This is a genomic window from Duganella sp. AC917, from assembly GCF_979258245.1.
The window spans coordinates 5,988,304-6,012,675 of sequence record NZ_OZ409848.1; the positions used below are offsets into that span (position 1 = coordinate 5,988,304).

The window sequence follows — 24,372 nt, forward strand, 5'->3', positions numbered from 1 at the left end:
GCTGCGCAAATTCACACTATTGCCAAGCAATAAAGCGAGTAGCATTCCGACCATTATCGGAGAATATAATAATGAGACATTTACGTGCGGCCACCCTGGTCGCGTTGCACCTCGGAGGCGTGACGGCCATTGCGGCCGTTGCTGCCGATCACGCGGAACCCACCGCTACCGTCAACGTCACCGGCGGCCAAATCGCAGGCACACGCGCCGGCGCCATGCGCACCTACCTCGGCGTGCCCTTTGCCGCGCCGCCGGTCGGCGCGCTGCGCTGGCGGTCGCCGCAGGCGGTGGTGCCGTGGAAGGGCGTCAAGCAAGCGACCAGCTTTTCCGCCGCTTGCGCGCAGACCGCCGTGTGGGTGACCCACCCGAAAAGCGAGGACTGCCTGTACCTCAACGTCTGGGCGCCGGAGAAGGCCGACAAGCTGCCGGTGATTGTGTGGATACACGGCGGCGGCTACTACGGCGGTACCGCCGCGCAAGCCGGCTTCGACGGCGCCAACCTGGCCCGGCACGGCGCCATCGTCGTCACGCTGAACTACCGCCTTGGCATTTTCGGTTTCTTCTCCCACCCGGAACTGTCGGCGGAGTCGCCGGAGCGCGCCTCCGGCAACCAGGGCTTGCAAGACCAGATCGCGGCGCTGCGCTGGGTCAAAAGCAATATCGCCGCCTTCGGTGGCGATCCGAACCGCGTGATGATCGCCGGTGAGTCGGCCGGCGGCACTTCGGTCGGGGTGCTCATCGGCTCGCCGCTGGCCAAAGGCTTGTTCCACAGCGCCGTCGCCGAAAGCGGCTATGCCTTGTCGCTCAATGCGGACGACCAAGCCCGCTTGGACCGCCGCGGCGCCGAAGCCGAAGGGCTCGCCTACGCGAAAGGCCTCGGCGCGATGAATCTGGCGAAACTGCGGACGATGGGCGTTGAGCAATTGCAGAAACCGGCATGGTCGGCGCGGGCGATAGTCGATGGCCACGTGTTGCGCGAAGATCTGATCACCAGCTACCGCCAGCGCCGTCACAACGACGTCCCGCTGCTGGTCGGCTGGAACGCCGAGGAGGGCAAGGACCTGGCGCCGGAGATCCTGGACACCACCGAGTTCACGGCCGCCAGGCACCGCGAGCTGGTTACGACCTTGCTCGGCTACGCCCCGCCGGCAACATTGCTGGCGCGTTATCCCGGAGCCACCGATGCACAGGCGAAAGCTTCGATCGATCAGCTGACCAACGACTGGTGGGCTTGGGGCATCCTGTCCTGGGCCGATTTGCACGCGCGCCATGCCCGTTCTAAGTCGTACGCCTACTATTTCGCGCACCAGCCGGCCGAGCCGGCGACGCCATGCGGCTATGGCTGCGGCGCGGGGCACGGCGCCGAGATCCCGTACGTGTTCGACAATCTCGACAAGGATGGCCGCGCGTGGACCACGTCCGACCGCGAGCTGGCGGGACGGCTGGCCCGCACTTGGGTCAATTTCGCCGCCACCGGCCGTCCGGAAGGGAAGGGCCTGCCGGCCTGGCCCGCTTACGACGGCACCAACGCGTCGCTGATGCTTATCGGCGACAAGGCCGAACTCAAACGTTATCCGCTGCCCGACTTGTCGGTGTTTCCCGCGATGTTCAAATAGGCGCGCCTGGATCGATCCTGCCTAACTCTTGCCCAATCCTGTCGTTGAAAATAATGTGCTGGCGAAATCCGCACGAGGACGGCTAGACTGGCAAGGTGAGATTTCGGGAGCGCCAGTGAAAGCATCAGAGCAGAAGGACCGTCCGGTCGGCGAGCAGACCTTGCCCGTGCGGCGCCGCATCCTGGCCGATTGCGAGCGGCTGGACTGGCGCTCGCCGGTCCTCGAGACCGGCATTCCGGGTCTTACCTTATATCGGCTGACCGAACCGTCCGCAGCGTTTTCCAGCATCTACGAGCCCAGCGTATCCTTGATCATTCGTGGCCGTAAGCGGGTGGTCGTCGGCGCGGCGGTCCTGGACTATGACGAATCGAACTTCCTGCTCACGGCGATCGATCTGCCGACGACGGTGCAGATTCTCGACGCCAGCGACGCCGAGCCCTACTACGCGGCATTGCTGCGGCTGGACCTGGAATGCCTGCGCCGCATCATCGTGCAGCACGATGTGCGCGCCAGCGCGCCCCAGCGCGGGGAGATGGCCATCGCGGTGGGGACGGCCACCACCGGGCTGTTCGACGCGCTGGCCCGCCTGATCGGGTTGATGGACACGCCGCGCGACATCCCCTTTCTCGCCACGCACATCCACGAGGAGATCCTGTACCGGCTGCTTAGCGGAGAGCAGGGCGCCTACCTGCGGCGCATCGCGCTGTCCGGCACGCAGACCAACCGGGTGGCGACGGCGATTTCGTGGCTCAAGGAAAATTACATGGCGCCGCTGCGCGTCGAGCAACTGGCCGAGATCGCGCGGATGGGCGTGTCGACCTTGCACCACCACTTCCGCGCCATGACAGCGATGAGCCCGCTCCAGTACCAAAAGCACTTGCGCCTGCATCATGCGCGCGAGTTGATGCTCAGCGAGGCGGCCGATGCGGCCACCGCCGCCTTCCGCGTGGGTTATGAAAGTCCGACCCAATTCAACCGCGAATACCGCCGCATGTTCGGCGCGCCGCCGCTGCGGCACATCAAGGCCATCCAACAACTCAACGTTCAACGCGAACCGGCGCAGTGATTGTTGTATTTTCGAACCAGAACGGTGCGAAAGTTTTTAAATTCACGGGGTCTTTAACGTTTAGCCATCGAAAATGCACCAAATTGGACATAGTATCTTGCTGTACCGAAATACAAATCTTCGCCGACCACGTCCATAATTCCGCAAGGTGACTCATGAAAATCTCGAATCTCAACATCGGCAAGCGACTCGCGCTGGCCTTCGGCGCCATCTGTTTGATGCTGGTGGCCGTCACGGCGCTCAGCGTGACCATGATAGGCAAGGTCAATGAAAGCACCCATTTTATCGCCAACGACCGCATGCCCAAGATTGAAACCGCCAACGCGCTCAATCGGAACATCAGCGACATCGCCATCGCCCTGCGCAACATGATGCTGACGGATGAGGCGGCCGACCGCCAGCGCCAGGCCGAGCTGATCGCCGGGCTGCGCCAGGAATCTCAGAAGAACCTGGACACGCTCGACCGCACCTTGCAAATCCCGCAGGCACGCACGCTGCTTGCTTCGATGATCGAGTCCAACGCCAAGTACGTCAAGGGCCAGGAGGACTTGCTCAAGCTGATCGCCGATAACAAACCTGAAGAGTCGCGCGCCTATCTGTCGAGCCAGCTCAGACCGGTGCTGGGCGCGTACAAGAAGGCGATCGCCGAACAGATCGCGCTGCAGTCACAGGCGGCCAACAATGCCGCCACCGAGGCGCAATCGACCTATGTCACCACGCGTAACATCATGATCGGACTGAGCGCGGCGATCCTGGCGCTGGCCGGCTTGCTCGGCTACGTGATCACCGTCTCGATCACGCGTCCGGTGGCGCAGGCGCTGCGCGTGGCCAACACCGTCGCCGCCGGCGACCTCACCAGCCGGATCGAGGTCGACCGGGGCGACGAGCTGGGCCAGCTGCTGCAGGCACTCAAAGCCATGAACGACAGCTTGGTCGACACCGTCAGCACGGTGCGCAGCGGTACGGAAACCATCGCCTCGGCGTCGGCCCAGGTCGCCGCCGGCAGCCAGGACCTGTCGTCGCGCACCGAGCAGCAGGCCAGCTCGCTGGAGGAAACCGCGTCGTCGATGGAAGAGTTGACCTCGACCGTCAAACAAAACGCCGACAATGCGCGCCAGGCCAACGCACTGGCCGAGGCTGCATCGACGGTGGCGCGGCGCGGTGGCGACGTCATTGGCCAGGTGGTCGAGACCATGGGCGAGATCGACAATTCGTCGAGCAAGATATCCGACATCATCGGCGTCATCGACGGCATCGCGTTCCAGACCAATATCCTGGCACTGAACGCTGCGGTCGAGGCCGCGCGTGCCGGCGAGCAGGGACGCGGTTTCGCGGTGGTCGCCACCGAGGTGCGCAACTTGGCGCAGCGCTCGGCGGGCGCGGCCAAGGAGATCAAGGCGCTGATCGACGATTCGAGCCTGAAGGTCAGCGCCGGCAGCGTGCTGGTGCGCCAGGCCGGCGGCACCATGACCGAACTGGTCGAAAGTGTGCGGCGCGTGACCGATATCATGGCCGAGATCACATCGGCCAGCGCCGAGCAGACCTCCGGCATCGAGCAGATCAACCAGGCGATCGTGCAGATGGACGACGTGACCCAGCAAAACGCCGCGTTGGTGGAAGAGGCGGCCGCCGCGTCGGAAGCCATGCAGGAGCAGGCGGCGCGGCTGGCCGACGTGGTCAGCGTATTCAAGCTGGCGGCGAGCGCGGCCGGACCGGCCATTGCGGCGCCGGCACGCCCGCCACGCGTGTCGTCGGCCCAGCCGGTTCGCAAGGTCGCCGCGCCGGCGCAACGTCCGCCGGCCCGCGTCAAGGAGCCGGCAAAGAAGATTCCGGCGGCGTCCGTCTCGGCGGCCGGCAAGGGTGATGACTGGGAAGAGTTTTAAACCGGCGTGCGACATCCGCATTGAACGCTTAGACCAGCGTTGGAAAACTAGCGGCGCTGGCGGTTTTCTTGCCTGTAGCTGCGCTTCGGATGGATGACCAGCCGCTTGACCAATTTGTCGAGCCCCTTGCTGTGATACAGATCCATGCACTTGAGGAAATCGAAGCGGACGTCCTTAATCTCCGCTTCGACCAGCGGGTTGGCGTAGTCGCGCGCCAAAAACTCGTCCACCAGCGCCTCGACGGCCTCGGGACTTTTCTCCATATCGAAGTAGGTCCAGTCGCGCAGCGCGCTGACGCTACTGCCGGCGTCGGTGGCGGCGCCTGGATCTTTCTCGTAGGCCTTCGCCAGGCAGCTTGCCAGCACCATGTCCTTGAAATTCTGCGCATAGGTGCGCGCGCCGGCCTGTGGCGAATCGGCGTGTTGATCGGCGCCGAGGACCGGCGCCGACAGCACGGTGCAAGCGAACAGCGCCATGAAGCGGAGCGATGTCATTGCAGGGACCAGAAGTTGGCGCGGTCCGTGCGATAGGCCGCGCCGGGTTCGTTGAAATAACATTTGTCGTAGCAGGCGCTACCGTCGTAAAGCGTGGCATGCCCCAGCGCATCGGTCCAGCCGGTCACCTCGAACAGGACCAGGCCCTGGCGGCCGGCCAGGATGCCGCCGCCGGCTGCGGGCATTTCCACGACCTCGGGTTTGCCCCATTGCCGCGTTAGATAGGCGATCAGGTCGCGCACGCGGAAAAAGTACTGCCGCTTGTCCTCGCCGGACACGGTTTTGCCCCGTATCGCGGGCAGTGTCAGACCGGCTTCCCCCAGGATATAGCTCATGCGCACGGCGCAGGTGTTTTCCCAGCGCTGGGCCGGATTGGGATTGTTGATGTTCTTCGCCACATAGCCGCCGATCACCTCCGCCACCTTTGCTGCGGAATTGTCGTGGTCGTAAATCCGCAGCGAAGCGGCCCAGGCATCGTTGAAACGGGGACGGGTCATGCCGTGCTCCTTGGTTGAGGTTGTGCAGGATCGGACGCTTGCCGATTATCCGCCATCTGCGCGCACGGGCGAAAAAAAAAGCCCGCCGCAGCGAGCTTTTTGCCATTCTTGACCCTCGTCCGGAACGGGTTAGAACTGGTTCATCGTGTTGTCCTTGCCGGCCGCCTTCAGTGCCGCCTCGCCGCTGAAGTAATCCTTGTGGTCGTCACCGATGTCCGAGCCGGACATGTTCTGGTGCTTGACGCAGGCGATGCCCTGGCGGATTTCCTTGCGCTGCACGCCGGCCACATAACCGAGCATGCCCTGCTCGCCGAAGTAGTCCTTGGCCAGGTTGTCGGTCGACAGCGCGGCGGTGTGGTAGGTCGGCAACGTGATCAGGTGGTGGAAGATGCCGGCTTCGCGGGCGGCGTCGGCCTGGAAGGTGCGGATCTTTTCGTCGGCCGTGATCGCCAGCTCGCTCTGGTCGTATTCCACGCTCATCAGCTTGCTGCGCTCGTACGACGACACATCCTTGCCGGCTTCCTTCATCGCGTCGTAGACCTGCTGGCGGAAGTTCAGGGTCCAGTTGAACGACGGGCTGTTGTTGTAGACCAGCTTGGCGTTCGGGATCACCTTGCGGATTTCGCTGACCATGCCGCCGATCTGCGAGATGTGCGGTTTTTCGGTTTCGATCCACAACAGATCGGCGCCGTTCTGCAGCGAGGTGATGCAGTCGAGCACGCAACGCGCCTCGCCGGTGCCGGCGCGGAACTGGAACAGGTTGCTTGGCAGGCGCTTCGGACGCAGCAGCTTGCCGTCGCGCTTGATGATGACGTCGCCGTTGCCCAGCGCGTCGGCGGATACTTCCTCGCAATCGAGGAAGGCGTTGTACTGGTCGCCCAGGTCGCCCGGTTTGGCGGTCACGGCGATCTGCTTGGTCAGGCCGGCGCCGAGCGAGTCGGTGCGGGCGACGATGACGCCGTCGTCCACGCCCAGTTCCAGGAAGGCGTAGCGGATGGCGCGGATCTTGGCCAGGAAGTCCTCGTGCGGCACGGTGACCTTGCCGTCCTGGTGGCCGCATTGCTTCTCGTCGGACACCTGGTTCTCGATCTGGATGCAGCAGGCGCCCGCTTCGATGAATTGCTTGGCCAGCAGATAGGTCGCCTCGGCGTTGCCGAAGCCGGCGTCGATGTCGGCGATGATCGGCACCACGTGGGTGATGTGGTTGTCGATCTTGTCCTGAATGGCGGCCTTGGCCGAACCCTCGGCGGCGTCCAGCTCACGGAACAGGCCGCCCAGCTCGCGGGCGTCGGCCTGGCGCAGGAACGTGTAGAGCTCCTTGATCAGCGCGGTGACGGCGGTTTTCTCGTGCATCGACTGGTCCGGCAGCGGGCCGAACTCGGAGCGCAGCGCGGCCACCATCCAGCCCGACAGGTAGAGGTAGCGGCGGTCGGTGCTATTGAAGTGCTTCTTGATCGAGATCATTTTTTGCTGGCCGATGAAACCGTGCCAGCAGCCCAGCGACTGGGTGTACTTGGACGAGTCGGCATCGTAGGCGGCCATGTCGGCGCGCATGATCTTGGCGGTGTAGCGGGCGATGTCCAGGCCGGTCTTGAACTTGTTCTGCGCGCGCATGCGGGCGGCCGACTCGGGGTTGATCGCATTCCAGGCGCTGCCCTGTTGTTCTTTTAAACCGGCTACTGCCTTGATGTCGTCTTGATATTGGGACATGTCTATCTCCTGAAAGAAAAAAAGCGCGTTTGGGGAAAATCGTTGAGTTCTGGTATGTCGTCAAGTGCGAACCGCATGACTAAATAGTAGGGCATTTTGGTGCGATGCATCAAGGTCTTATATAAGACATAGGACATAAACTTATTCGTTTATTTTCAAAGGCTTAGTTTCTGAATTTTGGCATGTGAAACCGATTTTCAAAAAATGATATGGTTGAGCCGCTGGCGATTGCGGCGCGATCCCGCGATGTGAAACTGGGTTTCAGCTGTTGAGTGGAGCCGGGGAGGGGAGAGCGAAAAGCATGCGCCACTGGTGACGCATGCATGGGAATTTGTTGGAACGTGGACGGTTGACTAGTAGCTCAGGATGACCAGCGATACGGCCTGGCGCGGCAGTTGCATCTTCACCACAGCATTGCCATCCGCCGTTTTCAGCGTCGATGTGGCGCCCACTTGCGCGAGTTCGCTGGCTTTCTGCAACGCGGCGATTTGCACCGGTGTCGGGTTGGCCGGCCCGCCCATCCGCTTCCATGCGGTGTAGGAATTGCTGGTGTCGTTGTCGACCCGGAAGTGGCGCAGCTTTACCTGCTTGGCGGGAATACCAGCGATGCGTAGTTCCACCGGCGAGCCGGCGTCGATGACGTCGTCGTCGTGGTAGTTCCACACCATCACCGCGATGCTGTGTTTGTCCCTGGTGGCCAGCGCATTGATGTCGGTGCCCGCGCCGCGCACGCCGTCGGCCATGATGCGCGCGGCGTCGTAGGCCTGGTCGCCACCGACCGCCACCCGGTCGCCCGTCATTATGCCGAACATGCGGAACACGTTGAGCACCGGCTTGTTGACGCCGTTGGTGGCGAGGTCGCGGAAACCGGCAAACCAAGGCTGGTCTTCGAACTCGAACGACCAGTTGACCGCGCCGATCAGATTGACGCCGCGCCGCGCGGCCAGGTCGAACTCGCGCGCGATCGAGGCGGCCGTATAGCTCGAATACAGGGTGCCGTTGCGGTAGGCGTTTTCCGGGTTGGTCTGCATGCCGCAGGCGGCGCAGCCTTCCGGATCGGATTCGCCGATGATCACCGGGATACCTTTGAGCTCGGGATATTTTTCAACCAGCGCAAAGCCCTCGTCGAGGCGTTTGAAATGGGTGTTCATGCCCATGCGCACCACGCCTTCGACCAGCTTGGGCGAGCCCTTGGCGTGGAAGGCCACGAAGTCCAGCGGCGAACCGGTCTTGCCGGTCGCGTGGTTCTTGCCGCGCAGGCAGTGCTCCAGAAAGTCGTCCATGAAGCGTCCTGCGCCCGCCGTGTGCGGCCCGCCCATGCGCGCCGTCGGCAGCGCGCGCTTGACGGCGTCGGCCGCGTAGTCGTACATCTTGAAGTATTCGAGCTTGGTATCGGGCGCGATCAGGTAATGGCCGTCTGGTTCGTTCCACACTTCCCAGTACCAGCTTTCCACTTCCTTCTGGCCGTAGCGCGCCACGCTGTGTTTGACCCATTGGTAGATCAGCTCGGCCCACTTGTCGTAGTCGTTCGGCGGCGTGGCCCAGCCGGTCATGATCTCCTCGTAGCGCGTGCCGGGCTTCCATTGATGCTGATACGGGTGCGGACGCTGCGACAGCGCCTGCGGCATGAAGCCTATCTGCGCCAGCGGCTTCATCTTGCGTTCGACATAGGTGTCGAAGATCTGGTCGATGATGGTCCAGTTGTAGACCGGCTTGCCGTCCTTGTCCTCGCTGTACATGCCGGTCGAGCCCCACTTGAGCGCGTAGCTGCCATCGCCCGAGGTCATCAGGTTGTGCGCGCGCACGTACACCGGGACCGGGCTCAGCGCGGCGATATCGCTGAGCAGCTTCTTGCCGTTGGGGGCGGTTGTGTAGTTTGGTTCGTCGTAGCCGAACCAGGCCCAGATCGGCGTCATCGGCCCCTGGACCGTGGCGGCGTCGATGGTCAGCTTGACCGGGACGGAAGGGGCGGGGGCGGATGGCGGGGCGGCAAAGCACAGTTGCGCGCCGGCCGCCAGGCTAAGCGCGGTGAGTAGTCTCTTCATTGTTATTCTCTCGTCGAAACGGGTTGTTGGGCGACGGTAGGCCCATACCGCTCGACGGTCCAATGAAATTTCGATCAGATGGCATACCGAATCGGATATCGGAACCCTGGCGTTCGGTATTGCACCGCTAGTACAGGTCGTTCCGCACCGAGTGATCGTAGTGCTGGTTGATCTGTTCGATTTGCGCATCGTCCATGGCCGCTTGCGGGTTGTCGCGTTTGCCGAGGGCGGCGATTATTTTGCCGACGGTCGGCAGCGCGGCAGGACCGAGTTGAGAATCGGCGCGCCATAATTTTGCGCGGTTGATGGCCTTGCCGCAATGTAGCAGCACCTGATCGATCCGCACCACGGTCGCGGTCTTCGGTGGGCGGCCGCCCTCGGCCAGCCGCGCCAGCAATGCGGGATCGGTCGATAGCTCGCCCCGGCCGTTTATGCGCATAAAGATTTCCAGCCCGGGGAAGATAAACAGCATGCCGAGGCGACCGTCCTGTTTTATATTGCGCAGCGATTCGATGCGGTTGTTGCCCGGCCAATCCGCAAAGGCGACCGTGTGCGCATCGAGCGCGTGCACGAATCCGGCGGGACCGCCGCGCGGCGAGGCATCCAGTCCTTGTTCGCTGCCGGTCGCCAGGCAGAAAAATGTCGCCGCCTTCAGATACTCCAGGTGGAAATCGACCAGGTGGTCCAGCACCGCCTTCTGGATCATCTCCGAGGGTGGCGCGTACAGGGCGTCGAGATCGACGGCTTGCTGGTCTATGGTGCTCTCGGGTGTACCGTCGGCTGTTTGCATGCTTTGCTCCCTGGTGGCTAAAACTCCAGAGTAATGCGATTTTGGTGGCGGCTGTACACCATCGATGCCATTCAATGTCAAAATGCGGCCATGGCCAAACTATCCATCAACCGTCACGCCAGCAATTCATCGGAAGGCCCGGTGGTGTTCGTCGTCGAGGGCCGCCAGAATGAAGAGCTGGTGACCGAACCGCACCGGCATTCCCGTGGCCAGCTGTTCGCGTCGATGCAGGGACTGTTGTCGGTCGGCGTGGAGGACGGCGTCTGGATCGTGCCGGCAATCCACGCGGTGTGGTTGCCGCCGCATCATTTCCACTCGGGCCGGTCGCACGGCCCGTTTCATGGCTGGAGCGCCTATGTGGCCGAGGAGGCATGCCATGATTTGCCGCGCCGTCCGTGCACGATCCGCACCTCTGGCCTGCTGCGGGAAGCGGTGCTGCGCGCGAGCACGTGGCCGGAAGGCCAGTGGAGCGAGGCCAGGCAGCGCATCGTCGAAGTGATCCTCGACGAGATCCGGACCCTGCCGATCGAGCCGTTCGGCTTGCCGCTGCCAACCGACGTTCGTTTGCAAAAGATCGCGCAGGCGCTGATCGACGATCCGGCCGACGATCGCGATCTGGACAGTTGGGCCGACTGGGCCGCCATCGGCGCGCGCACCTTGAGCCGGCGGTTTGTCGCCGAGACCGGATTCAACTTCACCGCGTGGCGGCAACGGGCCAGGTTGATGCGCTCGCTGGCGATGCTTGCCGAGGGCATGCCGGTGCAGGCGGTCGCGTTCGATCTGGGCTATTCCAGCGCCAGTGCATTCATCAGCTTGTTCAAGCGCACCTTCGGCGACACGCCCGCCGCATACCGGCGCGGATAGAACCACACGCGGCTAACGCATGAGCCGATTGTCATGCCAGCCTGCATCGACCGCCGATTGCCGCCGTCCGCTGCGGCCGAGTGTGCCGTTTCGGTAAGTTTGGCGCGATACGTTCGTGTGTAAGGCAACTCACAGACCGGGCGATAGACCCTCCCTAAGCTGAAGCTTTCGTCATGCCAGAGGATCATCATGAATAACTACAACCCAGACACAGCCGAGTCGTCGGTGGCGCTTTGGGGCGGTCTTGAATGCACCGTCAATCGCGTACGCGATCAGTATTTCAGCCAGATGGAGCGCAACGGCCACGCCGACCGTTTGGCGGACCTCGAGCGTTTCGCTTCGCTCGGCGTCAGCGCCATCCGCTACCCGGTTTTATGGGAACGCACCGCGCCGGGCGAGCTTGCCGACGCCGACTGGAGCTGGTCGGACCTGCGCTTGCCGGCCTTGCGCGAACTGGGCGTCACGCCTATCGTCGGCCTGCTCCATCACGGCAGCGGCCCCCGCCACACCAGCCTGTTGGACGAGGACTTTCCTGAAAAGCTGGCTGACTACGCGGGGGCGGTGGCGAGCCGGTATCCCTGGGTTGAATACTACACGCCGGTCAATGAACCGCTGACGACCGCGCGCTTCAGCGGCCTGTACGGCGTTTGGTATCCGCACGCGAAGGACGACCGCAGCTTCGTGCAGGCGCTGCTCAACGAGTGTCGCGGCACGGTGCTGGCGATGCGCGCGATACGCCGTGTCAATCCGCACGCCTTGCTGGTGCAGACCGACGACATCAGCAAGAACTACGGCACCGAACCGATGGAGCCGCTGGTGAAATTTTTCAACGAGCGGCGCTGGCTCACGTGGGATTTGTTGTGCGGCAAAGTCGACCCCGGCCATGCGATGTGGGACTATCTGCTGGGCACCGGCATCGGCGCCGAGCAGTTGCTGTGGTTCCGCGACAATCCCTGCCCGCCCGATATCATCGGCGTCAACTACTACGCCACCAGCGAGCGCTGGCTGGACCACCGGCTGCACCGCTACCCGGTGGCCTATCACGGACAGTATCGGGGCCAGACGTATGCCGACATCGAAACGCCGCGTGTGCTGGCCACGCCGACTCCGGGCGTCGGTCCATTGCTGGCGGAGGTGTGGGAGCGTTACGGCTTGCCCGTGGCCGTCACCGAAGCGCATATCGACGCCAACCGCGAAGACCAGTTGCGCTGGCTGCTGGAGGTATGGAGCGCGGCCAACCGCGAACGCCGCGCCGGCGCCGACATCCGCGCGGTCACCGTGTGGGCGTTGCTGGGATCGTACGACTGGAACTGCCTGGTCTCCGAATGCCGGGGCTATTACGAGCCGGGACCGTTCGACGTGCGCGGCAACGGCCCGCGACCAACCGCGCTGGCGGCAATGATGCGCGAACTGGCCAGTGGACGGCCGTTGTCCCATCCGGTATTGCAGGGACGTGGCTGGTGGCGCCGGCCGGAGCGCTTGCTGGTCAAGCCGGTCGCCGCGCCGATGGCGGTGGCCGACCTGAGCGGGCTGTTCGATGTCGGCCGCGACAATTTCGTCCAGCCGATCCTGATCGTCGGCGCCAACGGCGCGCTCGGCAGCGCGTTCGCCCGCCTGTGCGAGCGGCGCAACCTGGCCTATCACATCGTCTCGCGCGCCGAGATGGATATGACCGATCCGGCAGCGGTCGAGGCGACGATCGTGCGCTACCGGCCGTGGGCGGTGATCAACGCCGCCGGCTACGTGCGGGTCGACGAGGCCGAAATCGACCCGCAGCGCTGCTTCCGCGAAAACACCCTGGCGCCGACGATATTGGCATTGGCCTGCATCCGCAACGACCTGCGCTTTGTCACGTTCTCGACCGACCTGGTGTTCGATGGCCGGGCCGAACGCCCTTACGTCGAGAGCGACGCTGTCGCGCCGCTGGGCGTGTACGGCCGCAGCAAGGCCGAGGCCGAGACCCGCGTGCTCGACACCCATCCCAACGCGCTGGTGATACGCAGCAGCGCGTTCTTCAGCCCGTGGGACGAGCGCAACTTCGTCGGCCAGGCGCTCGACGCCATGCGCGCCGGCAGGCCTTTCGCGGCTGCGGACGACATGGTCGTCTCACCGACCTACGTGCCGGACCTGGTGCATGCCTGTCTGGACCTGTTGATAGACAAGGAAAAAGGCATTTGGCACCTGAGCAACGCGACCCCGGTCACGTGGGCCGAACTGGCGGCGATGGCGGCGTGCGCGGCCGGGGTCGAGCCGGCGAGCTTGCACAAGGTGCCGGCCCAGCGCTTGCATGCGCGCGCGGCGCGGCCTGCGTACAGCGCGCTGGGGAGCGAGCGGGCGGTGCTGCTGCCGCCGCTGTCGAGCGCGCTCGAGCGTTACGCCGCGCTGCATACCGATCCGGACCGCTATATAACCGCGCGCTCGAACCAGTAGCCCGCGACTTGCCCGACACGCCTGGCCGCCCCGGCCGGGCGGCAGAACGGCCGCTTCAAACGCCCGGGTTCGATGTCCGGGCGATTGAAGCGGCCGTCGTTGATTGTTCCAAATGATCGATGCGGCCTTATTCCGGCTTGGCCTGGTGCGCCTGCAGATGCTCACGCAATTGTTGTCCGCTGGAGTGCGTGTAGTCCTTGTTGACCTCGTTCTTGATCAGTGCCTTGACGTGCGGGTCCATGAACGAGCGCAGTGCGCCAAGGAATTGCGGCGAAGCGGAGATCACCAGGTTTTCGAAGCGGCCTTCCTGGTGCGCTTTCAGCAGGTAGTTCGAGATATCCTTGGCGAACTGCTCCGCTTCCTGCTCGGCCGGCGTGTGCGCCGGTTGGTAGGCTTTGTTCGGCGCGCCGACTTTGCCGTTGTGCGCAAAGCCCACCCCCTGGGTTCCGCCGATGTTGTGGCCGCTGTTGGTGGCGGCGGTCGGCCCGATTTTGTCGGACTCCGTTTCCAGCACGCGCAAGCGCACGGCGGAGTTGACCATGTCTTCGATTTCTTGCAATGGTTTGGCCGGGTCGGACTCTGAAAAGAACCGTGCGCGGCCGGCATTGGCGGCGATAATCCAAGTCGTTTGCATGCTACCTCCTGTCAACTATTACGATCATATTGAATGGTGGTGCAACGCCCGGCGCAGCGGATTTCGCCGCGCGGCGATGCGTGTGAAGTGAGTATAGGCGTGCTGAAAAAAAACCGCGCAGCCGTGGAAGTTGTTTCGCGCGGAAAGGATTTTCTTCTATTCAGATCGCTGGTGATCGAGGCGTGACTGCCCGGCTTGCAAGATGATGGTTACATACAACATATATTTCTAACTGTTTCATGATGGTCACGTAAGGATCATCGATAATTAACAGTTCACGATCTATTTACTATCATCTCCAGCATCCGGCTTCCCCTATGATGCGGCGTCGATTCATGGTTTCCCTAAGCAAAATAACGATGGATCCAAAGCAATTCGCTACATTTGTCGACTTTTCATATGTAAAAAAATAGTTATAAATTTAGATAACGCGATGCTAGAGTTGGCTTTCCAACATCATTCGTCATTTAACATTTACGCCAGCTGAAAAGGGATCAAATGAACAGCAAGCTTTTGATAATGTGCGCCGCCTTGGCGGCCGTGACCTGCGGTGCGCAGGCCATCAACGTGCCCGTTGCGGCGCCGCTGACGAAACCGCGCGTCGCCGCCGATCCGCGCATCGTCGATCTGGGCGTTGCCGCCGCGACGGATGTGAAGACCATTTCCCTGTCGCTGGCGCTGCGCAACGCCGATCAGCTCGACGCCTTCATTGCTGGTCTGAGCGATCCGGCCAGTCCCAACTTCCGCAAGTTCATCACGCCGAAACAGTTCGCCGCCGCCTACGGGCAAAGCGCGGAGTCGGTCGCGGCGGTGCTGTCCTACCTGAAGTCCAAAGGCTTCACCGTCAACAAGGTCTTCGGCAATAACTTGCAGATCACCGCCACCGGCACCAACGCCCAGATCGCCGCCGCTTTCGGTTCCACCGTACACAGCTATTCGTTGCTGGGCGCGCGCTACCAGGCGCCCGCCACCGCGCCGACCATCCCTGCGGCGCTGGCGTCGGTGGTGAAATCGGTCAGCGGCATCAGCACGAAATCGCGGTTCAATAAACGCTCGACCGCGCTGCCGCGCACGGGACCGCTGGTCAACGACATCAATATCAAGGTCGCCGGCGCCATTGGTGGTTCCGCCGGCGAGTACACCACGGTCGATCTGGCTGCCAAGTACAACATCAACCCGCTGTATGCGCGCGGCATCACCGGCGCCGGCAAGACTGTTGGCATCGCCACGCTGGCCGGTTATCTGCAATCGGACGCGTATGCTTACTGGCATCAGCTGGGCCTCCCGGTGAGCGCCGACCGCATTGTGGATGTGCTGGTGGACGGCGGTCCTAACCCGTCCGATGGTCCCGGCAGCGACGGCGCTGGCGAAACCACGCTTGACGTGCAGCAGTCCGGTGGCGTGGCCCCGGGCGCAAAACTGCGGGTGTATCTGGCGCCGAACACCGACGCCGGCTTCATCGACGTGTTCGCGCAAGCGGTGGATGAAAATCTGGTCGACGTGCTGTCGGTCAGCTGGGGCAGTCCGGAAGTCTATTCCGACGACGCCACCCTGGCCGCCTTCCATACCGTGTTCTTGCAGGCTGCGGCGCAAGGCATTCCGGTGATCGCCGCCAGTGGCGACTCGGGCGCGTTCGACATCAACCGTGGCTTGCCTTACCCGCAGTGCACCACCTTGCTTGGCGTTGATTTCCCGGCCGCCGATCCGCTGGTGCTGGCCGCCGGCGGCACCACGCTGCCCAACACCTCGCCGCACAAGTTCGGCAACGTGACGGTGCCGACCGAGCGCGCCTGGGGTTGGGATTACCTGAAGAACTACATCGTCACCCACTACGGGACCGACTTGTATTATTCCGACTATCTGGCCGTGGGCGGTGGCGGCGGCGTCAGCGCCCTGTACGGCGTGCCGTCGTTCCAGAAGAACCTGCCTGGTGTGCAGAAAACCGCCGCGGCCCAATCGCTGGTGTGCGAAAACTCGGTGTTCAACAATGGCCCCGGCTATGGCGACTACCTCGATGTCCCGGCCAACATCGCCGGCCGCAACTTGCCCGACGTGTCGCTCAATGCCGACCCGTACAGCGGTTACGCGGTCTACACCAACGGCGAATGGTCGACCGGTTCGGGCGGCACCAGCTTTGTCGCGCCGCAATTGAACGGCATCCTGACGTTGATCAGCGCCGGCTTGAACGGCCGCGTCGGACCGATCAACCCGCAGTTGTACGCCGCCTTTAAAACCTACGGCTACGGTCCGGGCTCGCCGTTCAAACCGATCACCGCCGGCACCAACCAGTATTACCAGTCGACCGCCGGATACAACCCGGCCACCGGGCTGGGATCGCTGGACGTGACCGCGCTGGCCAAGGTGCTGGGCGTCAAATAACCACCAAGTAAGCAGCCGCAGCGGCGAGTGCCGCTGCCTCCATATAACTTTCTAAACGGATCGCAAATGAAATTCCTAAAACAACTGATCGTAGCCGCCACGCTGGCCTTGTGCGGCGCCGCCGCGCACGCCGATATCTTCATCCCCAAGGATATCGGTCCACCTGGCGTGTTCAGCAATACTTGGACCTTCGCCGGCGCTAACGATACCGCGCACGTCGCCGGCACCAGTTTCGCCGACATCTTCCTGTTCAACGTGCCGGACGCGCAGAATATCTCGGTGTCGATCACCTCGCTGCTGCAGGTCGGCTCGCCCGGCGTGAGCTTTGCCGGCCCCGACAGCGGCTTCGCCATCTTCGACTACAGCGACAAGACTACGCTGTACGGCGTCGACGGCACCAATGTCGGTTCGGTCACCGGTGCGCCGTTGTTCCTGAACTCCGGGACGTATGGCTTGTTTGTCGCCGGCACCTACCTGGTCAACGGCGGCGCCTACGGTGGGCAGATTTTCGGCGCACCGGTGGCCGCAGTGCCGGAAGCATCGACCGTGCTGATGCTGCTGGTCGGCATGGTGTTCGTCACTGGCGCCGCGCGTCGCCGTCGCGCTTGAGTCGTCGGGTTGTTGCGACAGAAGGCCGCGAGCGATCGCGGCTTTTTTTATGTCAGCGTGGCGGCAAGCCGCGCGAATTGGCGCAGGGATCGTTTTCGTCGGGGATATGGCGCAACTTGCTGGTGGCGGTGGCCGGCGGTGGAGGCGCGCAGCGCTGGCCGGACGCGGCGCTCGATGCTGCTGTGGACGGGGCGGGCGACGCTGGCTCCTGCTTGGCCGGCGCGCAAGCGGTCAGGCATAGCAGAACCAGCGACGTTGATGCGATAGAAGAAGAAACCACGTTTGACTCCTTGTTCCATACAGCATAAAGCAAAAACGTCTGCTGAACAGCGGAATTCCTATAGCGCGGTGTCGCCGTGGCGGGCGGCATCGGTGGTCCGCTCTACGTTGATAACCGCGCCGAGCGTGGTCCAGACTTTATCGCCGATCGCCATGACCGGCGTAGTGGCCGAAACCTTGCCTTGCGTTTGCAGTTGCGACAGCGTGTCGAGCGATACCGGGCCTTGCGGATTGCGGTCCTGATCGAGATACGAATACTCGGTGACCATATTCTGCTTCATCCTGGTCTGCGCCGCGTTAACGGCGACCTTGCCATGCTCTACGGCTTTATTGCTGACGGTACGCAGCACAGTGGCTGTTTGCGAACCTACTGCGCCGAGCAATTGCTTGACGCGTTCGCCGTCGTCATTGTTCATGGAATTGAGCATGCCCATGTCTTGCGGTTCGCCGCTGTGCAAGTCCAGGTACGGAGCACTGCGGAATCCCAGCGCCGCGGAGTAAAACACGTGCGGAATGGACGTGCGCTTGGTGTTGTACGCCCGCGCTGCCTCGTTGTAGCGTTCGCGTTGCCGCTCCAGGTCGTTTTCGACGTTGTAGATGGCGTCCATCAAGGTGTTGTACTGTTGGCTCGACTTCAGATCCGGATAGCGCTGCGCCAGGCCGTTAATCGCCGACACCATCGAGTGCGAATCCTGCTGGATCTGGGCGATATTGGCCGCCGAGATGTCGTCCGAGATTTTCAAATGCACAAATTTTTCGGTATCGGCATAGCCCTTGACGGCTTCGATCAACTGGTTTGTCAGGCTCACCTGCTTGCGGGCGGTCACGCCGATGTTGGAAAAGGCCGCCTTGACGGCCTCCGACAATGCGCGCAACTGGTTGTACCCGAACAGCGCGATGACAGCGAGGATGATGACGGTATATATCGCGAGCTTGATGATTGTACCGATGAAATCGAACAGTGCCGACATGAGGACATCCTTTGTTATTGATTGGGAGCGAAGCGGCGATTCCGGTGGAACAGCCTGCTGTAGCCAATATCACACGCCACCTCGTCATTCGTTGACGAAAATGTACGTAATCATAACATTGCACTTCCTGCAGGTCGCTGTGCGACGCACGAGGTATCGAAGAGAGGGGGGCTTTTCTTTCCACAAACAAAAACGCCAACCTGCATGGGTTGGCGTTTTTGTTTGATACTGTTCTTGGTGGCCCGGGGCGGAATCGAACCACCGACACAAGGATTTTCAATCCTCTGCTCTACCAACTGAGCTACCAGGCCAAGGCGCGCTATTGTAGCAGTCCTGTCTGGATTCGCCAAGTCCCCCGTCCAGCGCCCCCAAGTAACGCCCCAGCGCGTCGTCCAGCGGGGGCATCAGCTGGCCGCGTTCGCTGCCCAGCGCGCTGAACACCGGTTGGGCGGCGCCCATGTCCAGCGCGGTGGCCGGGCGCGCCTGCAGCCGCGCGGTCGATACCCCGGCCAAGTCCGCCGCGCGCCGCGCCAAGTCGGCCCAGCTCAGCGCGCTGCCGCTGCTCAGGTGCCAGATGCCGCACTCGCCGTCGATCAGCAGGTCGAGGCAGGTGTCGACCAGGTCCGGTACATACGTCGGCGAGACGATCAGGTCGCTCGCGGCGGTGAACGGCTGGCCGGCCGCCAACGTCCGCAGCGCGCGCGTGACGAAATTATGCTTGTCCCACGGGCCGAAGAAGGCGCTGGTGCGCACCATCAGCGCGCGCGGGTGGACCGCCAGCACGCGCTGCTCGGCCTCGGCCTTGCTCTGGCCGTAGACGTTGAGCGGGGCGACCGGGTCGCTTTCGACATACGGGCTGCCCTTGCTGCCGTCGAACACCAGGTCGCTGGAAAAACTCAGCAGTTCGATGGCGTGGCGGGCGCAGGCGGTCGCCAGGATCACCGGTCCCCTGGCGTTTTCGCGCAGGCAGCGGTCGACGTCCTGCTCGGCCCGCTGCACGCGGACATAGCCGCCGGCGTTGACGATGGCCCACGGCCGATAGCGGCGGATCGCGGCGTCCACGGAGGCGGGGTCGGCGATGTCCATTTCCTGACGCGTCAGCACGTGGCAGGCCAGGTGGCGCTCGGCGCACAGCCGGGCGAAGGCGCCGCCCAGTGTGCCGCTGGCGCCGCTGATCAGGATCGGCCGGCCCGATTCCGGGGGCGTCGTTAGCTCCGGCACCAGCGACGGCCCGAACGGCATCGGCGGACACACCAGCCGCACCGGCCGGCGCCACCAGCCCAGCCCCCGCAGCACCGGGCTGGACGGCTCGCGTCCGGTGGCCAGTTCGCGCATCAACGTCGCCAGCGCGGTCGGCCTCGGCTCGGGCCCGCGCAGGTCGTAGGCGCCGTTTTCGTAGTAGCCCTTGCGCTCGGTGACCAGGCAATTCCAGTCGAACGAGCCCAGCAGTGACCACACGGTGACGGCGCGCACGTCGATGCCGTCGCGCCGCACTTGCCCGGCGGCCTGCCAGATTTCCAGCAGCCAGCGCAACTGGTCTTCGCGGTTGGCGTCGATGTGGGCTTCGGTGACGGCCAGCGGCAGGCCGTAGCGGTCCCAGGCCTCCTGCAGCAGCGGGCCGATGCCCGGGCGCGGCGTTTCCAGCGCGCGGGCGGCGACCACGTCGGCATAGCCGTCGGCGCCGACGTCCTGCGGCGGGTAGTGCTCGGCCCGATGGTCGAGCCAGCGCTCGCTGGTGATGTAGTAGTTGATGCCGATGACATCGGGCGGGCATGGGTTGTCCCGGAACCATTGCAGCTCGTCGGCGCTGGCGCCGCTTTCGCGCAGGTAGTCCCACAGCGCGTGGGCCGGGCCGACCATGCCGCACAGCAGGTCCCAGGGCAACCAGCGGCGCTCGTTGTAGAACTCGGCCTGCCAGGCCATTTCCGGCGTGCTGTAGGTCTTGCCGAGGTCGTCGGTCTGTACCAGCCTGGCCTTTGAGTTGACGGCGCGGATCGCCCGCATCGACAGCACCACGCCCTTGCATTGGTTGAGCAGCGCACGCACGAAGGCGCGGTCGCTGCGCTCGTGCGGATACCACAGCCCGTACAGGCCGCAAAAGCGCGCCGTGGTGCACGGTTCGTTGACGGGCGTGTACTGCTCGAGCCACGGATAGCGGCGGGCGACCGCGCCGGCGTAGGCGGCCAGCTTTTCGGGGAAGGCGGGATCGAGCAGGCTGGTGTCGCGCGGGCCGCTGCCGTGGTGGACCAGGCCGGCGATGGGGGAGATGCCCAGGCTGCGCAAGGCCGGCAGGCGCTCGTCCGTCCATGACCAGTCCGCCTTGTCGAGGCCGTCTGGCGCGACCAGTTCCCACAGCACGGGATAGCGCAGCGAGGTGATGCCGAGCGAGGCAAAGCGGTCGAGGTCGCTGATTCTGCCGTCGTGGCCGTTCTGTTCCATTTGGCTGAAATAGTTGTCGCGCACCCGGTTAACGGTCGCCTCCAGACCGCCCCAGAGCTCCAGATCGTTGTTTGTCGTCATAACGTGGCTGAGTAGTCGAACTTGCAATAAGTATGGACAAGAAAATCTGACCCCGGCGCAGCCTTGAATACCGGACACTTTCCTTGACATCGATTATGTCGGGGTATTAATTTCATCGCTGTGCTATCTATTTTGCAATCAACTTCGACGGGAGCGGTATGGGACGAGCGGCATGGTGGTTGGGTGCGGGGTTGGCGGTCTTGGGCACGGCCTACGGCGCCGAATTGACGCCGGTGCAAAAGCAGATGCGCGAGGTGTATCAGGAACTGGTCGAGACCAACACCACCAATTCGGTCGGTTCGTGCACCGTCGCCGTCACCAAAATGGCCAAGCGCCTCAAGGCGGCTGGCTACAAGGATGCCGACCTGCGCATCGTGGTGCCGCCCGGCGGGGCGGCCAAGGGCAACCTGGTCGCGCGTCTGAAGGGCGACGGCAGCGCCAAGCCCTTGCTGCTGCTGGCCCACATCGACGTGGTCGAGGCCAAACGCGAGGACTGGACCCGCGATCCGTTCAAACTGATCGAGGAGGACGGCGTGTTCTACGCGCGCGGCGCTTCCGACGACAAGGCGATGGCGGCGGCCTTTGTCGCCAACATGATCCGCTACAAAAAGGAAAAGACCGCCCTCAAGCGCGATCTGGTGATGGCGCTGACCTGCGACGAGGAACTGGTGCCGAGCAAATTCGACGGCGTCGAATACCTGCTCAATCACCACCGGCCGTTGATCGACGCCGAGCTGGCGCTGAACGAGGGTGGCGGCGGCATGTTGGACAAGGACGGCAAGCCGGTCCGCCACGGCATCCAGGCCGGCGAGAAGGTGTATCAGAGCTTCCAGCTGGAGGTGACCAATCCGGGTGGACACAGCTCGACGCCATATCGCGACAACGCCATCTATCATCTGGCCGACGGCTTGTCGCGCCTTGGCAAATTCGCGTTCCCGTTCAAGCTGTCGGACGTCACGCGCGCGTACTACGAGCGCATGGCCGGCATCGAGCAGGGGCAGGTGGCCGCCGACATGAAGGCGATCCTGCGCGAGCCGCCGGACGAAGCGGCGCTGGAGCGCCTGTACGCGCTCCATCCGAGCCACAATTCCACCGTGCGCACCACCTGCGTGGCGACCAGGGTCGATGCCGGCCACGCCGACAACGCCTTGCCGCAGCGCGCACGCGCCACCGTCAATTGCCGCATCCTGCCGGGAGAGCCCATCGACGAGGTGCAGGCGACCTTGCAGCGCGTGCTGGCCGACGACAAGATCAAGATCACCCGCATCGGCGAAGGGGTGGTAAGCCCGATGCCGCCGCTGACGCCAACCCTGATGAAGGCGGTGGAAGAGATCAGCAACGACATGTGGCCGGGCGTACCCGTGATCCCGACAATGGCGACCGGCGGCACCGACGGCCGCTTCCTGAACAACGCCGGCATCTGGACCTATGGCATCAGCGGCATGTTCCACGGACCGGAAGGCTCCGGCGCGCATGGCCTCAATGAGCATATCCGCGTGAAGTCGCTGTACGACGGCCAGGAATACCTGTACCGCCTGGCCAAGCGGCTGGCGACGGAATAGGGCGCCATCTTATTCTCCCGAGGGCGGCAAAGGGCCATGGCAAAAAGGTCGGCGGCCGCGCCATATTTGCTATGCTAGCGTCTTTCCGCATTCCGGCGCCGCAGCGCTGGCGGCGGAGCCTATTTACGGAGTAGCCGATATGGTCTCGTTACAAGAGCAGTTTTTGAAAGCCGGCCTGGTCGACAAGACCAAGGTCAAACTGGCCAACCAGGAAAAGAGCAAGCAAAAGAAGGTCGAACGCCGCACCGGCGAGCAGACCGTCGACGAAGCGCGCATCGCGGCGCTGGAAGTGCAGCGCAAGAACGCCGAGCGCGCGCGCGAAGCGAACGCGCAGCGCGACGCCGCCGCCAATCAGAAAGCCATCGTTGCGCAGATTGCGCAGATGGTGCGGCAGAACCGCCAGGACAAGGGCAAGGGCGACATCCCCTACAACTTCACGCATGGCACCAAGATCGAGCGGATTTTCGTCTCGCCGGCGGTGCGAGAGCATCTGGTCGCGGGCCGGCTGGTGATCGTGGTGATGAACGGCGCGGTGGAGCTGGTGCCGCGCGTGATTGCCGACAAGATCGCCGAGCGCGACGCCTCGCTGGTGGTGCGGGTGAATAAAACCACCACGCCAGTGGAAGAGGACGACCCGTACGCAGCGTTCCAGATCCCCGACGATTTGATGTGGTAAAAACCCGGGGGTCATCCCGAGACGATGATGCGCCAGCGCCAGGGTTTGATGACGGCCTGGCCTTCGTCGCCGGACAGCTTGTATTTCTGGAGTACGCCGGTCGGGTTGACGATCACCTGCACCGTGTTTTTGCCCTGCTGGCGGCGGAACGCGAATAGCTGGTCGTTGATCACGTCGAGCACCTGCATCGTGCCGCCGGCCTTGCCGTTCCATAGCGCGGGATTCTGCTTCTTGAGCTGATTCAGGCCCGCGTAGAAGCCTTCCAGCTCGGTGGTCTTCCAGTCGATGGCGTCCTTCTCGAAGAAGGCCAGCTTTTTTTCCAGCTTCGCTTCCTGACCGTTGTACACCAGCGGCATGCCGGGCAGCGTGTAGCTCAGCACCGCCATCGCGCCGGCTGCGGGGCCGTACAAATCCTTGTCCGTGCCTTGCCATGAGTTGATGTCATGGTTGCTGGTGAACTGCAGCCGGTAGGCGTCGCGCGCGTAGCTTTTCGCCGGGTTGGCGACGTACGCTTTCAACTCCGCGGCCCCGGCCTGGCCTTTTCCAATCTTCTGCATGATGCCGTTCAGCTGCCAGTCGTAGCTGGCGTCGAACGCGCGCGCGTGCAGCGCCGGCTCGTCCGCTTCCGCCAGCATGAACACCGGTTTGATCTTGTCCAGCTTCACGCGCGCCTGATCCCAGAATTCGGTCGGCACCATGCCGGCGGCGTCGGCGCGGAAGCCGTCGACGCCCGCTTCGCGCACCCAGTACGCCATCGCGTCCGTCATGGCCGTCCACAGCGCCTTGTTGCCGTAGTCCAGACCGACGACGTCGGCCCATTCCTCGGTGGCGCCGCTGTCGTTCTTGAAGCTGACCGCGTGGATCTCGCCCTTGTCGTTCTTCTTGTACCAGTCGGCGTGCTCGCTGGTCCACGGGTGGTCCCAGGCCGTGTGGTTGCCCACCCAGTCGAGGATCACGTGCATGCCCAGGCCGTGCGCCTGTTTGACCATGCGCCGCAGGTCGTCCATGCTGCCGAACTCCGGGCTGACCGCCTGGTAGTCCTTGACGGCGTAGTAGCTGCCCAGCGCGCCCTTGCGGTTCTTGTCGCCGATCGGGTGGATCGGCATCAGCCAGATCACGTCCACGCCCATTTGCTTGAGGCGCGGCAGCGTGGCGGCAAAGGCGTTCAACGTGCCTTCCTTGCTGTACTGGCGAAGATTGACTTCGTAGATGTTCGCGCTGCGCGTCCACGCCGGATGCTTGACGGTGACCTCGGACGGCGCGATTTTCTGCGCGCCCGCTTGCAGCGGCGCTCCAAGGGTGCAAATCAGCGCTGCCAGCGGCAGCAAGGTGGCAAGTCGTTTCAAT

Annotated in this window: 20 protein-coding genes and 1 tRNA gene; 10 read left to right on the forward strand and 11 right to left on the reverse strand. The window is 63.5% G+C overall.

The window, feature by feature from the left end:
- Positions 1-71: 71 nt before the first annotated feature.
- From ACZ0BA_RS26165 to ACZ0BA_RS26175, 3 genes are all read left to right on the forward strand, one after another.
- Positions 72-1,616 (forward strand): carboxylesterase/lipase family protein, encoded by a 1,545-nt coding sequence (locus tag ACZ0BA_RS26165; RefSeq protein WP_463454041.1) that lies wholly within the window; start codon positions 72-74, stop codon positions 1,614-1,616.
- 115 nt (positions 1,617-1,731) lie between these two features.
- The gene (locus ACZ0BA_RS26170) at positions 1,732-2,682 is read left to right on the forward strand and encodes an AraC family transcriptional regulator (protein ID WP_463454042.1); all 951 of its coding nucleotides are present in this window, start codon (positions 1,732-1,734) and stop codon (positions 2,680-2,682) included.
- A 155-nt stretch (positions 2,683-2,837) separates the two neighbouring features.
- Positions 2,838-4,565: a methyl-accepting chemotaxis protein gene (locus ACZ0BA_RS26175; protein ID WP_463454043.1), complete on the forward strand. Its 1,728-nt coding sequence runs from the start codon at positions 2,838-2,840 to the stop codon at positions 4,563-4,565.
- 47 nt (positions 4,566-4,612) lie between these two features.
- On the opposite strand, the gene ACZ0BA_RS26180 is transcribed toward ACZ0BA_RS26175, so the two are convergent.
- From ACZ0BA_RS26180 to ACZ0BA_RS26200, 5 genes are all read right to left on the reverse strand, one after another.
- Positions 4,613-5,059, reverse strand: coding sequence for a type VI secretion system amidase immunity protein Tai4 (locus tag ACZ0BA_RS26180; RefSeq protein ID WP_463454045.1), 447 nt, complete (start codon positions 5,057-5,059; stop codon positions 4,613-4,615).
- Complete coding sequence (locus ACZ0BA_RS26185) at positions 5,056-5,556, reverse strand: type VI secretion system amidase effector protein Tae4 (RefSeq protein ID WP_463454046.1); 501 nt, start codon at positions 5,554-5,556, stop codon at positions 5,056-5,058. The genes ACZ0BA_RS26180 and ACZ0BA_RS26185 overlap by 4 nt, the downstream gene beginning before the upstream one ends.
- A 129-nt stretch (positions 5,557-5,685) precedes the next feature.
- Positions 5,686-7,266, reverse strand: a complete 1,581-nt coding sequence (locus ACZ0BA_RS26190) for an isocitrate lyase (protein WP_463454047.1) — start codon at positions 7,264-7,266, stop codon at positions 5,686-5,688.
- A gap of 353 nt (positions 7,267-7,619) precedes the next feature.
- Entirely contained in the window at positions 7,620-9,311 is a 1,692-nt protein-coding gene (locus tag ACZ0BA_RS26195; protein ID WP_463454048.1) for a GH39 family glycosyl hydrolase, read from the reverse strand.
- A 127-nt stretch (positions 9,312-9,438) separates the two neighbouring features.
- On the reverse strand, positions 9,439-10,101 hold the full coding sequence (locus ACZ0BA_RS26200; protein WP_463454049.1) for an MSMEG_1061 family FMN-dependent PPOX-type flavoprotein: 663 nt from the start codon (positions 10,099-10,101) through the stop codon (positions 9,439-9,441).
- 90 nt (positions 10,102-10,191) lie between these two features.
- Between ACZ0BA_RS26200 and ACZ0BA_RS26205 the strand changes: the two genes are divergently transcribed.
- Positions 10,192-10,965, forward strand: coding sequence for an AraC family transcriptional regulator (locus ACZ0BA_RS26205; protein ID WP_463454050.1), 774 nt, complete (start codon positions 10,192-10,194; stop codon positions 10,963-10,965).
- A 189-nt stretch (positions 10,966-11,154) separates the two neighbouring features.
- Positions 11,155-13,395, forward strand: a complete 2,241-nt coding sequence (locus ACZ0BA_RS26210) for a sugar nucleotide-binding protein (protein WP_463454051.1) — start codon at positions 11,155-11,157, stop codon at positions 13,393-13,395.
- A gap of 127 nt (positions 13,396-13,522) precedes the next feature.
- On the opposite strand, the gene ACZ0BA_RS26215 is transcribed toward ACZ0BA_RS26210, so the two are convergent.
- Complete coding sequence (locus ACZ0BA_RS26215; RefSeq protein ID WP_463454052.1) at positions 13,523-14,029, reverse strand: host attachment protein; 507 nt, start codon at positions 14,027-14,029, stop codon at positions 13,523-13,525.
- A gap of 33 nt (positions 14,030-14,062) precedes the next feature.
- Between ACZ0BA_RS26215 and ACZ0BA_RS26220 the strand changes: the two genes are divergently transcribed.
- From ACZ0BA_RS26220 to ACZ0BA_RS26230, 3 genes are all read left to right on the forward strand, one after another.
- Complete coding sequence (locus ACZ0BA_RS26220) at positions 14,063-14,215, forward strand: hypothetical protein (protein WP_463454053.1); 153 nt, start codon at positions 14,063-14,065, stop codon at positions 14,213-14,215.
- Positions 14,216-14,527: 312 nt separating this feature from the next.
- On the forward strand, positions 14,528-16,408 hold the full coding sequence (locus ACZ0BA_RS26225; protein WP_463454054.1) for a S53 family peptidase: 1,881 nt from the start codon (positions 14,528-14,530) through the stop codon (positions 16,406-16,408).
- A gap of 66 nt (positions 16,409-16,474) precedes the next feature.
- On the forward strand, positions 16,475-17,017 hold the full coding sequence (locus tag ACZ0BA_RS26230; RefSeq protein WP_463454056.1) for an FxDxF family PEP-CTERM protein: 543 nt from the start codon (positions 16,475-16,477) through the stop codon (positions 17,015-17,017).
- Between the two features lie 52 nt (positions 17,018-17,069).
- Here ACZ0BA_RS26230 and ACZ0BA_RS26235 read toward each other — a convergent pair whose 3' ends face one another.
- The 4 genes from ACZ0BA_RS26235 to ACZ0BA_RS26250 form a co-directional block, all read right to left on the reverse strand.
- Complete coding sequence (locus ACZ0BA_RS26235; protein WP_463454057.1) at positions 17,070-17,297, reverse strand: hypothetical protein; 228 nt, start codon at positions 17,295-17,297, stop codon at positions 17,070-17,072.
- Between the two features lie 58 nt (positions 17,298-17,355).
- Complete coding sequence (locus ACZ0BA_RS26240) at positions 17,356-18,267, reverse strand: LemA family protein (protein WP_463454058.1); 912 nt, start codon at positions 18,265-18,267, stop codon at positions 17,356-17,358.
- 235 nt (positions 18,268-18,502) lie between these two features.
- Positions 18,503-18,578, reverse strand: a tRNA-Phe gene (locus tag ACZ0BA_RS26245).
- The gene (locus ACZ0BA_RS26250) at positions 18,544-20,787 is read right to left on the reverse strand and encodes a family 1 glycosylhydrolase (RefSeq protein WP_463454059.1); all 2,244 of its coding nucleotides are present in this window, start codon (positions 20,785-20,787) and stop codon (positions 18,544-18,546) included. Before ACZ0BA_RS26250 ends, ACZ0BA_RS26245 begins: the two co-directional genes overlap by 35 nt.
- A gap of 158 nt (positions 20,788-20,945) precedes the next feature.
- On the opposite strand from ACZ0BA_RS26250, the gene ACZ0BA_RS26255 reads away from it, so the two are divergent.
- A complete protein-coding gene (locus ACZ0BA_RS26255; protein WP_463454060.1) occupies positions 20,946-22,349 on the forward strand; it encodes a M20/M25/M40 family metallo-hydrolase in 1,404 nt (467 codons plus the stop codon).
- A 139-nt stretch (positions 22,350-22,488) separates the two neighbouring features.
- Positions 22,489-23,025, forward strand: coding sequence for a DUF2058 domain-containing protein (locus tag ACZ0BA_RS26260; RefSeq protein ID WP_463454062.1), 537 nt, complete (start codon positions 22,489-22,491; stop codon positions 23,023-23,025).
- A gap of 11 nt (positions 23,026-23,036) precedes the next feature.
- On the opposite strand, the gene ACZ0BA_RS26265 is transcribed toward ACZ0BA_RS26260, so the two are convergent.
- Positions 23,037-24,371 carry an alpha-amylase family glycosyl hydrolase gene (locus ACZ0BA_RS26265; RefSeq protein WP_463454063.1) on the reverse strand — a complete coding sequence of 445 codons (1,335 nt, stop codon included), beginning with the start codon at positions 24,369-24,371 and terminating at the stop codon, positions 23,037-23,039.
- Position 24,372: the final 1 nt, after the last annotated feature.